This is a genomic window from Klebsiella sp. GB_Kp056 (assembly GCF_040064755.1).
GTDB classification, from domain to species: domain Bacteria; phylum Pseudomonadota; class Gammaproteobacteria; order Enterobacterales; family Enterobacteriaceae; genus Klebsiella; species Klebsiella quasipneumoniae.
Window position 1 is genome coordinate 114,237 of the sequence record NZ_JBEAJA010000058.1, and the last position, 12,857, is coordinate 127,093.

At 56.4% G+C, this 12,857-nt stretch carries 10 protein-coding genes; 8 read left to right on the forward strand and 2 right to left on the reverse strand.

What is annotated here, in order from left to right; translation table 11 throughout:
• Positions 1–336 precede the first annotated feature (336 nt).
• From tig to ABLV52_RS20010, 8 genes are all read left to right on the forward strand, one after another.
• Positions 337–1,635: a trigger factor gene (gene tig / locus ABLV52_RS19975; RefSeq protein ID WP_023288613.1), complete on the forward strand. Its 1,299-nt coding sequence runs from the start codon at positions 337–339 to the stop codon at positions 1,633–1,635.
• 309 nt (positions 1,636–1,944) lie between these two features.
• Positions 1,945–2,568 carry an ATP-dependent Clp endopeptidase proteolytic subunit ClpP gene (gene clpP, locus ABLV52_RS19980; protein ID WP_002891804.1) on the forward strand — a complete coding sequence of 208 codons (624 nt, stop codon included), beginning with the start codon at positions 1,945–1,947 and terminating at the stop codon, positions 2,566–2,568.
• A gap of 249 nt (positions 2,569–2,817) precedes the next feature.
• Positions 2,818–4,092: an ATP-dependent protease ATP-binding subunit ClpX gene (gene clpX, locus ABLV52_RS19985; RefSeq protein WP_002891807.1), complete on the forward strand. Its 1,275-nt coding sequence runs from the start codon at positions 2,818–2,820 to the stop codon at positions 4,090–4,092.
• Between the two features lie 183 nt (positions 4,093–4,275).
• Positions 4,276–6,630: an endopeptidase La gene (lon, locus tag ABLV52_RS19990; protein WP_023288614.1), complete on the forward strand. Its 2,355-nt coding sequence runs from the start codon at positions 4,276–4,278 to the stop codon at positions 6,628–6,630.
• Positions 6,631–6,839: 209 nt separating this feature from the next.
• On the forward strand, positions 6,840–7,112 hold the full coding sequence (hupB, locus tag ABLV52_RS19995) for a nucleoid-associated protein HU-beta (protein ID WP_002444653.1): 273 nt from the start codon (positions 6,840–6,842) through the stop codon (positions 7,110–7,112).
• A gap of 214 nt (positions 7,113–7,326) precedes the next feature.
• Positions 7,327–9,201, forward strand: a complete 1,875-nt coding sequence (gene ppiD / locus ABLV52_RS20000) for a peptidylprolyl isomerase (RefSeq protein WP_032453854.1) — start codon at positions 7,327–7,329, stop codon at positions 9,199–9,201.
• A 148-nt stretch (positions 9,202–9,349) separates the two neighbouring features.
• Positions 9,350–9,727: a helix-hairpin-helix domain-containing protein gene (locus tag ABLV52_RS20005; RefSeq protein WP_348890853.1), complete on the forward strand. Its 378-nt coding sequence runs from the start codon at positions 9,350–9,352 to the stop codon at positions 9,725–9,727.
• 111 nt (positions 9,728–9,838) lie between these two features.
• Positions 9,839–10,240, forward strand: a complete 402-nt coding sequence (locus ABLV52_RS20010; protein ID WP_023288617.1) for a YbgC/FadM family acyl-CoA thioesterase — start codon at positions 9,839–9,841, stop codon at positions 10,238–10,240.
• A gap of 128 nt (positions 10,241–10,368) precedes the next feature.
• Here ABLV52_RS20010 and queC read toward each other — a convergent pair whose 3' ends face one another.
• Both queC and ABLV52_RS20020 read right to left on the reverse strand, forming a co-directional pair.
• Positions 10,369–11,070, reverse strand: a complete 702-nt coding sequence (queC, locus tag ABLV52_RS20015; RefSeq protein ID WP_023288618.1) for a 7-cyano-7-deazaguanine synthase QueC — start codon at positions 11,068–11,070, stop codon at positions 10,369–10,371.
• Between the two features lie 66 nt (positions 11,071–11,136).
• Positions 11,137–12,834: an SgrR family transcriptional regulator gene (locus ABLV52_RS20020; RefSeq protein ID WP_023288619.1), complete on the reverse strand. Its 1,698-nt coding sequence runs from the start codon at positions 12,832–12,834 to the stop codon at positions 11,137–11,139.
• Positions 12,835–12,857: the final 23 nt, after the last annotated feature.

The following is a 12,857-nucleotide window of genomic DNA, read 5'->3' on the forward strand; positions in this document are numbered from 1 at the left end:
TTGCAACCGCTGGCGCTTTTCCAGTATGTTGCTTGCAGATTTAGCAAAAACGGCCTACGGGCCGTTTTGTTTTGCCTGGAAAATGCGCAAAGTCAGCGCTTTTGCGGACAAAATTGAGCGGGAAATGTGAAAAATGCCGCAGCACCAGGCGACAACCGTTCTCGACTCACAAAAGTGATGCCGCTATAATGCCGCGTCTTATATATGAATGTCTTCGGGATGATTCTGACGACAGGGAATGTGTTTCTGATTTGAAGAGGGCATCCCGGTTCTGCGAAGCCACCTACACGCGCTTCCAGAGTTGACCGAGCACTGTGATTTTTTTGAGGTAACAAGATGCAAGTTTCAGTTGAAACCACTCAGGGCCTTGGGCGCCGTGTAACGATTACTATCGCCGCTGACAGCATCGAGAATGCTGTCAAAAGCGAGCTGGTCAACGTAGCGAAAAAAGTTCGCATTGACGGCTTCCGTAAAGGCAAAGTGCCGATGAATGTTGTTGCTCAGCGTTATGGCGCATCCGTTCGCCAGGACGTGCTGGGCGACCTGATGAGCCGTCATTTCGTTGACGCGATCATCAAAGAAAAAATCAATCCGGCCGGCGCGCCGAACTACGTTCCGGGCGAATACAAACTGGGCGAAGACTTCACCTACGCGGTAGAGTTCGAAGTGTACCCGGAAGTTGAACTGCAGGGTCTGGAAGCGATCGAAGTAGAAAAACCGGTTGTTGAAGTGACCGACGCTGACGTTGACACCATGCTGGAAACCCTGCGCAAGCAGCAGGCCACCTGGAAAGACAAAGAAGGCGCAGTTGACGCTGAAGATCGCGTAACCATCGACTTCACCGGTTCCGTAGACGGCGAAGAGTTCGAAGGCGGCAAAGCGTCTGACTTCGTACTGGCGATGGGTCAGGGTCGTATGATCCCGGGCTTCGAAGACGGTATCAAAGGCCACAAAGCGGGTGACGAGTTCACCATCGACGTGACCTTCCCGGAAGAGTATCACGCTGAAAACCTGAAAGGTAAAGCGGCTAAGTTCGTTATCAACCTGAAGAAAGTTGAAGAACGTGAACTGCCGGAGCTGACCGAAGAATTCATCAAACGTTTCGGCGTGGAAGATGGTTCCGTCGCTGGCCTGCGCGCTGAAGTGCGTAAAAACATGGAACGCGAGCTGAAAGGCGCTGTGCGTAACCGCGTGAAGTCTCAGGCTATCGAAGGTCTGGTTAAAGCTAACGAAATCGACGTTCCGGCGGCCCTGATCGACAGCGAAATCGACGTGCTGCGTCGCCAGGCTGCTCAGCGTTTCGGTGGCAACGAGAAACAGGCTCTGGAACTGCCGCGTGAGCTGTTCGAAGAGCAGGCTAAACGCCGCGTAGTGGTTGGCCTGCTGCTGGGCGAAGTGATTCGCACCAACGAGCTGAAAGCTGACGAAGAGCGCGTGAAAGGCCTGATCGAAGAGATGGCTTCTGCTTACGAAGATCCGTCAGAAGTGGTTGAGTTCTACAGCAAGAACAAAGAGCTGATGGACAACATGCGCAACGTGGCGCTGGAAGAGCAGGCTGTTGAAGCCGTGCTGGCGAAAGCCAAAGTGTCTGAAAAAGCCACTTCCTTCAACGAACTGATGAACCAGCAGGCGTAATTTCGCCGCGATGGTGTAAGGTTCGGGCAAAAACCCGTTGCCGAAAGGCGGCGGGTTTTTTTTTAGGATAATGCCAGCCTCAGGCACGGTGCTAAAACGCATTTACCATGATAGCGTTACAGCAAAAGCTTGTTATGCTTGAAATATGGCAACGCCATCCCCATTACCGGGGGAGGCAACTGCATCCGCAATTGCACGCGTGTTGAAGAGGCGGTGACGCGTTCAGCGGATAGAAACTGTGGCTGATAATCCGTCCGTAAGGTTACAATCAGTGCAGCAGGTATTTTAAAATTACTCCAGGAGACGGAAATGTCATACAGTGGCGAACGAGACAACTTTGCACCCCATATGGCCCTGGTGCCGATGGTCATTGAACAGACCTCACGCGGTGAACGTTCTTTTGATATCTACTCCCGTCTGCTTAAGGAACGCGTCATTTTTCTGACCGGCCAGGTCGAAGACCACATGGCAAACCTGATCGTGGCGCAGATGCTGTTTCTGGAAGCGGAAAACCCGGAAAAAGACATTTACCTGTACATTAACTCTCCGGGCGGGGTGATCACCGCCGGGATGTCGATCTATGACACCATGCAGTTCATCAAGCCGGACGTCAGCACCATCTGTATGGGACAGGCCGCGTCCATGGGCGCGTTCCTGTTGACCGCCGGGGCGAAGGGCAAGCGTTTCTGCCTGCCGAACTCCCGCGTGATGATCCACCAGCCGCTGGGCGGCTATCAGGGGCAGGCGACGGATATTGAGATCCACGCCCGTGAAATCCTGAAGGTGAAAGGACGGATGAATGAGCTGATGGCGCATCATACCGGCCAGTCTCTTGAGCAGATTGAGCGTGACACCGAGCGTGACCGCTTCCTCTCTGCTGCGGAAGCTGTGGAGTACGGACTGGTCGACTCTATTTTGACCCATCGTAATTGATGCCCGAGGCGCAAGGGTGCCGCTTTACGCTGCATCCTTCTCGCCACGTCTGCTAAGCGGTTGGCATTTTTCCGGAGGCTTGCCGGGCAGGCAGGCGGCCGGTAGCTTCGCTACCGCCTCGATGTAGCGCGAAGGATTTTGTGTATATACTAATGAAGGGCGGCACAACGCTATATGGCGGCTTGCGCCTGAGAATGGCATTTGCGTCGTCGTGTGCGGCACAAAGAACTTAAAAAGAGGTTTGGACTCATGACAGATAAACGCAAAGATGGATCGGGCAAATTGTTGTATTGCTCTTTTTGCGGCAAAAGCCAGCATGAAGTGCGTAAGCTGATCGCCGGGCCATCCGTGTATATCTGCGACGAATGCGTTGATTTATGTAACGACATCATTCGCGAAGAGATTAAAGAAGTTGCGCCGCACCGCGAGCGCAGCGCGCTGCCGACGCCGCACGAGATTCGCCACCACCTTGATGACTACGTCATCGGTCAGGAACAGGCGAAAAAAGTGTTGGCGGTCGCGGTATACAACCACTACAAACGTCTGCGCAATGGCGATACCAGCAATGGCGTAGAGCTGGGTAAAAGTAACATTCTGCTGATCGGGCCGACCGGCTCCGGTAAAACGCTGCTGGCGGAAACGCTGGCGCGCCTGCTGGATGTGCCGTTTACCATGGCGGACGCCACCACCCTGACCGAAGCCGGTTATGTGGGTGAGGACGTCGAAAATATCATTCAGAAACTGCTGCAGAAGTGCGACTACGACGTGCAGAAAGCGCAGCGCGGCATCGTCTATATCGACGAAATCGACAAAATTTCGCGTAAATCCGACAACCCGTCGATTACCCGCGACGTCTCCGGCGAAGGCGTGCAGCAGGCGCTGCTGAAGCTTATCGAGGGCACCGTCGCCGCCGTTCCACCGCAGGGCGGGCGCAAACACCCGCAGCAGGAGTTCCTGCAGGTTGATACCTCCAAGATCCTGTTTATCTGCGGCGGCGCGTTTGCCGGTCTGGATAAAGTGATTTCCCACCGTGTGGAAACCGGCTCCGGCATTGGTTTTGGCGCGACGGTTAAAGCGAAGTCCGACAAAGCGAGCGAAGGCGAACTGCTGGCCCAGGTCGAGCCGGAAGATCTGATCAAGTTTGGTTTGATTCCGGAATTCATCGGCCGTCTGCCGGTAGTGGCGACTCTGAACGAGCTGAGCGAAGAAGCGCTGATCCAGATCCTGAAAGAGCCGAAAAATGCCCTGACCAAGCAGTATCAGGCGCTGTTTAGCCTGGAAGGCGCAGAGCTTGAATTCCGCGACGAAGCGCTGGATGCCATCGCCAAGAAAGCGATGGCGCGTAAAACCGGCGCCCGTGGCCTGCGTTCCATTGTGGAAGCGGCGCTGCTGGACACCATGTATGACCTGCCTTCGATGGAAGATGTCGAAAAAGTGGTCATTGATGAGTCGGTTATCGCCGGGCAGAGCAAACCGTTGCTGATCTACGGCAAACCGGAAGCTCAGCAGGCATCTGGCGAATAATTAGCCATTTCACTCAAGCAGTTAACAAAAAGGGGGGATTTTATCTCCCCTTTTATTTTTCCTGCATTCCCGCCGTTGAATGTGTGGAATACATCCCCATATACTGGATTACATATTAACGACGATGCAGTGGAGTGTGGCGTCGTCGGCTACCTGGCGGACTTTAAACTAAGAGAGAGCTCTATGAATCCTGAGCGTTCTGAACGCATTGAAATCCCCGTATTGCCGTTGCGCGATGTGGTGGTTTATCCGCACATGGTCATACCCCTGTTCGTAGGGCGGGAAAAATCTATCCGTTGCCTCGAAGCGGCCATGGACCATGATAAAAAAATCATGCTGGTTGCGCAGAAAGAAGCGTCGACGGATGAGCCGGGTGTAAACGATCTTTTCACCGTTGGAACCGTGGCGTCTATTTTGCAGATGCTGAAGCTGCCGGACGGCACCGTGAAGGTGCTGGTCGAAGGGCTACAGCGTGCACGCATTTCTGCGCTGTCTGATAATGGCGAACATTTCTCGGCGAAAGCGGAGTATCTCGACTCGCCGGCGATTGACGAACGTGAGCAGGAAGTGCTGGTTCGTACCGCTATCAGCCAGTTTGAAGGCTATATCAAGCTGAATAAAAAGATCCCACCGGAAGTGCTGACGTCGCTGAACAGCATCGACGATCCGGCGCGCCTGGCGGATACCATCGCGGCGCATATGCCGCTGAAGCTGGCGGACAAGCAGTCCGTGCTTGAGATGTCCGACGTCAACGAACGTCTGGAATATCTGATGGCGATGATGGAATCGGAAATCGATCTGCTGCAGGTTGAGAAGCGCATTCGCAACCGCGTCAAAAAGCAGATGGAGAAATCCCAGCGCGAGTACTATCTGAACGAGCAAATGAAAGCGATTCAGAAAGAACTCGGCGAGATGGACGACGCCCCGGACGAAAACGAAGCGCTGAAGCGTAAGATCGACGCGGCGAAAATGCCGAAAGAGGCGAAAGAGAAAACCGAAGCGGAACTGCAGAAGCTGAAGATGATGTCGCCGATGTCTGCGGAAGCGACCGTCGTGCGTGGCTACATCGACTGGATGGTGCAGGTGCCGTGGAATGCGCGCAGTAAGGTCAAAAAAGACCTGCGTCAGGCCCAGGAGATCCTCGATACCGATCACTATGGTCTGGAGCGCGTGAAAGACCGCATCCTTGAGTATCTCGCGGTGCAGAGCCGGGTGAACAAAATCAAGGGGCCGATCCTCTGCCTGGTGGGACCGCCGGGGGTAGGTAAAACCTCATTGGGTCAATCTATCGCCAAAGCGACCGGCCGGAAATACGTCCGCATGGCGCTGGGCGGCGTGCGTGATGAAGCGGAAATTCGCGGTCATCGTCGGACCTATATTGGCTCGATGCCGGGCAAACTGATCCAGAAAATGGCGAAAGTGGGGGTGAAAAACCCGCTGTTCCTGCTGGATGAGATCGACAAAATGTCTTCCGACATGCGCGGCGACCCGGCTTCCGCGTTGCTTGAGGTGCTGGATCCGGAACAGAACGTGGCCTTTAACGACCACTATCTGGAAGTGGATTACGATCTCAGCGACGTGATGTTCGTGGCGACGTCCAACTCCATGAACATTCCGGCGCCGCTGCTGGACCGTATGGAAGTAATTCGCCTCTCGGGTTACACCGAAGATGAAAAACTGAACATCGCCAAGCGTCACCTGCTGCCGAAGCAGATCGAACGCAACGCGCTGAAGAAAGGCGAGCTGACCGTCGACGATAGCGCCATTATCGGCATTATTCGTTACTACACCCGTGAAGCGGGCGTTCGTAGCCTGGAGCGTGAAATCTCCAAGCTGTGCCGTAAGGCCGTTAAGCAGCTGTTGCTGGATAAAACGCTGAAACACATCGAAATTAACGGTGAGAATCTGCATGATTATCTCGGCGTGCAGCGCTTCGACTATGGCCGCGCCGATAGTGAGAACCGCGTCGGTCAGGTGACCGGTCTGGCGTGGACGGAAGTGGGCGGCGATCTGCTGACCATCGAAACCGCCTGCGTACCGGGTAAAGGCAAACTGACCTACACCGGCTCGCTGGGCGAGGTGATGCAGGAGTCGATTCAGGCTGCGCTGACCGTGGTACGTTCGCGGGCGGACAAGCTGGGCATTAACGCCGACTTCTACGAGAAGCGTGATATTCACGTCCACGTACCGGAAGGGGCGACGCCGAAGGATGGCCCGAGCGCGGGTATCGCCATGTGTACGGCGCTGGTCTCCTGCCTGACCGGCAACCCGGTACGCGCCGATGTGGCGATGACCGGGGAGATTACGCTGCGTGGTCAGGTGCTGCCGATCGGCGGTCTGAAGGAAAAACTGCTGGCGGCGCATCGCGGCGGTATTAAGACTGTTCTGATTCCTGATGAGAACAAACGCGACCTTGAAGAAATTCCGGATAACGTTATCGCCGATTTGGATATCCATCCGGTGAAACGAATCGAGGAAGTTCTGACACTTGCGCTGCAGAACGAACCGTTCGGCATGCAGGTTGTGACCGCGAAATAGTGATTCTGCGCAAATTGCGCTAATAAAAATAGGGCTGGTAAGTCATTTCGGACTTGCCAGCCTTTTTTTGTGTAGCTAACTTAGATCGCTGGCAGGGGGGTCATCGACAACTGCTGTTGTAAGGGCATGACAGTCCTGATATAACTGCTGCGCGGTCGCACTATGAAGGACTCTGGTGCGATATAAATTATAAAGAGAGGAAGAGAACAGTGAATAAATCTCAACTGATTGACAAAATTGCTGCGGGTGCGGACATTTCTAAAGCTGCAGCTGGACGTGCGTTAGATGCTTTAATCGCTTCTGTTACTGAATCTCTGCAGGCTGGGGATGACGTTGCGCTGGTAGGTTTCGGTACCTTTGCTGTTAAAGAACGTGCCGCCCGTACTGGTCGCAACCCACAAACAGGTAAAGAAATTACTATCGCTGCCGCAAAAGTGCCGGGCTTCCGTGCTGGTAAAGCGCTGAAAGACGCGGTGAACTGATCGGCTTTCCCGTCAGGGAATGTGACGAAGTACAAGGGCGCATCGTGAGATGTGCCTTTTTTATTGCCTTTTCAGACCACTTTATGTGTGTTTATCGCCACTTGTGGGCTGACAATCACCCTGTTTTCTTGTCAAAATACGTCCTCACGCGCGGCGGCCATCACGTGCTATGCTGCGCGAGCTAAAGTCATCTACAGCGGAGCGTTGTTACACCATGATGGACAACCTACGCACGGCCGCCAACAGCGTCGTGCTCAAGATTATTTTCGGTATCATTATCGTCTCGTTCATTTTGACCGGGGTGAGTGGTTACCTGATTGGCGGTGGCAAAAACTATGCCGCAAAAGTGAATGGCCAGGAGATTGGCCGTGGGCAGTTTGAAAACGCCGTCGCCAGCGAACGTAACCGTATGCAGCAGCAGCTTGGCGACCAGTTCTCCGAGCTGGCGGCGAACGAAAACTACATGAAAACCATGCGCCAGCAGGTGCTGAACCGCCTGATCGATGAGTCGCTTCTGGATCAGTATGCCCGCGAGCTGGGCCTCAGCATCAGCGATGAGCAGGTGAAGCAGGCGATCTTCCAGACCCAGGCGTTCCAGACGAACGGTAAGTTCGACAACCAGCGTTTCAGCGGTATTGTCGCCCAGATGGGAATGACCACCGATCAGTACGCCCAGGCGCTGCGTAACCAGCTGACCACGCAGCAGCTGATTAACGCCATTGCGGGTACCGACTTCATGCTGCCGGGCGAGTCCGATCAGCTGGCGGCGCTGGTGTCTCAGCAGCGTGTCGTCCGCGAAGCGACCATCAACGTCAACGCCCTGGCGGCAAAACAGACCGCCAGCGATGAGGAAATCAACGCTTTCTGGCAGCAGAATCAGGCCCGTTTTATGGCGCCGGAGCAGTTCCGCGTGAGCTACATCAAGATGGATGCCGCCAGCATGCAGGAAAACGCCTCTGACGAAGAAATCCAGTCATGGTATGACCAGCATAAAGATCAGTTCACTCAGCCGCAGCGTAATCGCTACAGCGTGATTCAGACTAAAACTGAAGCCGACGCGAAAGCGGTGCTGGCCGAGCTGCAAAAAGGCGCTGATTTCGCCACGCTGGCAAAAGAAAAATCGACCGATATTATCTCTGCCCGCAACGGCGGCGATATGGGGTGGATGGAAGATGCCTCTACCGTGCCTGAGCTGAAAGAGGCCGGCCTGAAAGAGAAAGGCCAGCTCTCCGGGGTGATCAAATCCTCGGTTGGCTTCCTGGTGGCCCGTCTGGACGACGTCCAGCCGGCGCAGGTCAAGCCGCTGGCTGACGTGCGCAATGACATTGCGGCGAAAGTGAAGCAGGAGAAAGCGCTGGATGCTTACTATGCGCTGCAGCAGAAGGTGAGCGATGCGGCCAGCAACGATAATGAATCGCTGGCGGGCGCGGCGCAGGTCGCCGGAGTGCAGGTGGTGGAAACCGGCTGGTTTGGCCGCGATAACCTGCCGGAAGAGCTGAACTTTAAACCGGTCGCTGACGCTATCTTCAACGGCGGTCTGGTCGGTGTGAACGGCGCGCCGGGCAGCAACTCTGACATCATTACCGTTGATGGCGATCGCGCTTTTGTTCTGCGTATCAGCGAGCACAAAGCCGAGGCGGTGAAACCGCTGGCCGAAGTGAAGGCGCAGGTCAGCGATATCGTTAAGCACAATAAAGCGGAACAGCAGGCGAAGCTGGATGCCGATAAGCTGCTGGCGGCGCTGAAAGACGGCAAAGGCGATGAGGCGATGAAGGCGGCTGGGCTGAGCTTTGGCGCGCCGCAGACGCTTTCCCGTACCGGCCAGGATCCGCTGAGCCAGCTGGCATTCACTCTGCCGCTGCCGCAGCAGGGCAAACCGGTCTATGGCGTTGGCAGCAACATGCAAGGCGATGTGGTGCTGGTGGCGCTGGATGAAGTGAAAGCAGGCAGCATGCCGGAAGAGCAGAAGAAGGCTATGGTTCAGGGGATTACCCAGAACAATGCCCAAATCGCTTTCGAAGCGCTGATGAGCAACCTGCGCAAGGCGGCGAAAATTAAGCTGGGCGACAGCATCGACCAGCAGCAGTAATTTCGCGTCGTTTCGCAAAAATACGCAACACCATGTAATCCTCAGGGGCCGCTTTCGCGGCCCTTTCCATTTCTGTGATTTGCCTTTTGTCGGCCATCCGCACTGACGCTATCGTAGCCTTGCTGTCTACACACAAGGAGATATCAGCATGAAATATGGAATAAAAGCACTGATGGCCGCGGGCGTTCTGGTTTTCGCGGTAGGCGCACAGGGCGCACAGGGCGCGCTGGCCGCCCCCGCCAGCGGCAAAGCGGTGGTAACCAAAGAGCATGTCCCTGCGTCCTCTTCGGCGAAAGCGAAAGCGGAACCCGGCGATGCCGACAACGGGGCGACCAAAGTCAGCATTAACCACGCCAGCGCCGAGCAGCTGGCGCAGGCTTTGAATGGCGTGGGGTTGAAAAAAGCCCAGGCGATTGTCAGCTACCGTGAGGAGTATGGGCCATTCAAAACCCTTGATGACCTGAAGCAGGTCCCGGGGATGGGCAGCGCGCTGGTGGAGCGGAATTTAGCCCATCTGACGCTGTAAATTTTATGCCAGCGCTTGCACAGCGGTGATTTTTTGCCAGGATAAAGAGGTTGCATTAAGTGGTGTGACCTCTTACCTCACAAACAACAATAACAGAAAGGCATTGATGCTATGCAAACACAAATTAAAGTTCGCGGCTATCATCTGGACGTCTACCAGCATGTGAATAACGCACGCTACCTGGAGTTCCTTGAGGAGGCCCGCTGGGATGGTCTGGAAAATAGCCCGGCGTTTCAGTGGATGACCGAGAAAAACATCGCCTTCGTGGTGGTGAATATTAATATCAACTACCGCCGTCCGGCGGTCCTGGGCGATGTGCTGACGGTGAGCAGCAAACTGGAGCAACTCAACGGCAAAAGCGGCACGCTCAGCCAGGTGGTCACCCTCAACCCCAATGGCGAGGTGGTGGCCGATGCGCTGATCACCTTCGTCTGTATTGATTTGAAAACCCAGAAGGCGCTGCCGCTGGAAGGGGAACTGCGTGAGAAACTCGACCAGATGAACTTGCGCTGACAACCGTCGCGTGCGTGCCGGGCGGTGGCGCGCCTCGCCCCCCGGAAGGTGATGAACCCCTTGCCCCGGTATGCGTAGCGCCACCGGGGAATTTGAACTGAAGCTTCGGGCAGATACCTCTTCGGAGGCTATGCCTGTGTCAAGCCGGTTTTTTGCTTCATCACCGCCATTACCCCGACCTTATCGGCCAGATACTGGTTGAGCCCGTTAGCGCGCAGGTTGCAGGCGGCGCACTGGCCGCAGCCATCGCCCTTAATGCCGTTGTAGCAGGTGAGGGTTTCCCGGCGCACCAGATCCAGCTGACCCCAGTAGTCGGCCAGCGCCCAGGTCTCGGCTTTGTTCAGCCACATCAGCGGGGTTTCAAAGCGAATGTCTTTCGCCATCCCAAGGCTGACGGCGTGGTGCAGCGCTTTGACAAACTCATCGCGGCAGTCCGGGTAGCCGGAGAAATCGGTCTCGCACACGCCGGTGATGATAGCGTCGGCTTTTACCTGATAGGCGTAGATTGCCGTCAGGGTTAAAAACAGAATATTGCGCCCCGGGACAAAAGTATTGGGAATGCCCTCGGCATCAGGCTGATAGTCCGGTACCGGAATGTTATCGCGGGTCAGGCTGCTGACCGCCAGTTCATTGAGCAGGGTAACGTCCAGCACTTTATGCGCGACGGCGCCAAGTTTCAGGGCGAGTTCGCGCGCAACGTCGATTTCCGCGCGGTGGCGTTGGCCATAATCAAAAGTGACGCAATGCACTTCATCATACTGTTGCAGAGCCTGCACCAGACAGGTGGTTGAATCTTGTCCTCCGCTGAAGACAACTACGGCGCGTTTCATGGCAATTCCTGACTTAATGAGTAAAGGCGATATGGTAGCGCCAGACGCCCGCCACCACCAGCTCTCTCACGTCGACGCCGGCAGCCAGGCGCTGGCGAAGTCGAACCAGCCGCGGGCGTTGAGGCGCAAGCCATTGACACCCGGCGGGGCGCTGATCCGATAGTTGTATTTAAACAGCGGCGTCATGATGGCGTCTTCCATGAGGTTGTTGAATACGTTGCGCAGCGCATCGTTGCGGCTGCGGGCTTCCGGCTGCGCCTGTACCGCGTCTAATGTCGCCTGCAGATGGGCATATTGCGCCCCGGTCAGCAAATTGGGCCACAGCATATCGCAGCGCAGCCACTGCTCCAGGGCATACTCTGGCGCTTCGCCGATCAGGCGGTCGCCCATCATCAGGTCGGCCTGCCCCAGATGCTGGCAGCCCTCCCAGTTTTTGGCGTCATGAAACAGAAGCGTCAGCTCGCAGCCCAGCACAGCCAGCCGCTGTCTCAGCTGTTCGGCCATGGCGTGGAGTTCGACCGGCAGATGGTAGAGCAGCGTGAGCCTGGCCGGCAGCGGCACCGCGTTGTTTTCCGGCCCCTGCGGGATGGACCATCCCGGCAACACCTCATGGCTTGGCGTAATCAGATCCTCGTCGAGCGGCAGCGTTTCCAGCAACGACGAGCGGTGAATTATCGATACCAGCCGCTGGGCCTGCGCTTTGCTAAGCCGAGGGCTGTGACGCAGGGTCAGATAGCAGAAGCCAAGACTGATGCTGTTGCTGACCTGGCGCAGGTTATGGAGCTCTTCGCGATCGCCAATCGTGATCTGCACCGGGTGGCGGCAGCTGGTCCCGAGATCGCGATCGAAGAGCTGGGGGGTGATCCAGTACTCCACCGCCTGGATCAGCGGATGCCGCAGATGGTAGCGGGGATGGTTCTCCAGGCGGACGAGTTCCGGACTAAACCGCTTCAGGCGGAACGGTCCGCAGCCGATGGCCGGATCGTCAGGATGGGCCAGCACGCTGCAATAGCTGGCGAGGCGGAACGGCAGCCAGTAGTCAGGACGATGCAGCGTGATGGTGAGGCACTGGGCGTGAGTGACATCGATGCGGCTGATGCTGGCGAAGAGGGTCCGCAAGGCGGGCAGATCCAGCAGCAGCAGTAAGCGCTGCCGCAGCTGTGCGGTTTCCACCGCATCGCCGTTGTGCCAGCACAGCGTGGAGCGGATATAAAACTGCCAGCGCAGGCCGTCAGGGGAGACCTGCCAGTGGTGCGCCAGATCGCCGATCGGCATAGTGTCGCCTTCGTCGAAGCGCGTCAGCCCGGCATAGATCTGCCCGGCCAGATGCTGCTCGGCGCGTCCGGGCAGAAAGCCGGGGCGTAGCGGCTCCAGCGGGCGATAGTATGGAATACGCAGCGTCGGGGTATTATTTTGCCACTGACCGCCCAGAAAGGGGTGGAGCAGGGCTTTCAGCTCCACCGGGGCCAGCTGCGCCAGCTCCAGCGCGTTTTGCTGCTGACCTTTATGCAGCGCCAGCTCCATCATCTCATTGCGCAAACGTTCCGGCGTTTTGTAAAAAGAGAGCAGTCCGCGCTTGCCGCGCCCGGAGCGGGCCTGCCAGCTTAACCATCCGGCCTCTTGCGCCTGACGCAGCAGGGTACGGACGTGGCGTTCGCTGCAAAAACAGCGTTCCGCCAGTTCGCCGACGGTGACCTGCTGCGGCGCCCCGGCTGAGGGTTGCCACAGCCGCTGGTACTGATTTAAACGGTGTAAGAGTCGCATAAGCGCTGTCGTCCACCGGGCCG

Excerpts from the sequence above, each read along its gene's own strand:
- lon (WP_023288614.1), top strand. The coding sequence starts at position 4,276 with ATGAATCCTGAGCGTTCTGAACGCATTGAAATCCCCGTATTGCCGTTG.
- clpX (WP_002891807.1), top strand. The coding sequence starts at position 2,818 with ATGACAGATAAACGCAAAGATGGATCGGGCAAATTGTTGTATTGCTCT.
- ABLV52_RS20020 (WP_023288619.1), bottom strand. The coding sequence starts at position 12,834 with ATGCGACTCTTACACCGTTTAAATCAGTACCAGCGGCTGTGGCAACCC.
- tig (WP_023288613.1), top strand. The coding sequence starts at position 337 with ATGCAAGTTTCAGTTGAAACCACTCAGGGCCTTGGGCGCCGTGTAACG.
- queC (WP_023288618.1), bottom strand. The coding sequence starts at position 11,070 with ATGAAACGCGCCGTAGTTGTCTTCAGCGGAGGACAAGATTCAACCACC.
- ABLV52_RS20010 (WP_023288617.1), top strand. The coding sequence starts at position 9,839 with ATGCAAACACAAATTAAAGTTCGCGGCTATCATCTGGACGTCTACCAG.
- ABLV52_RS20005 (WP_348890853.1), top strand. The coding sequence starts at position 9,350 with ATGAAATATGGAATAAAAGCACTGATGGCCGCGGGCGTTCTGGTTTTC.
- ppiD (WP_032453854.1), top strand. The coding sequence starts at position 7,327 with ATGATGGACAACCTACGCACGGCCGCCAACAGCGTCGTGCTCAAGATT.
- clpP (WP_002891804.1), top strand. The coding sequence starts at position 1,945 with ATGTCATACAGTGGCGAACGAGACAACTTTGCACCCCATATGGCCCTG.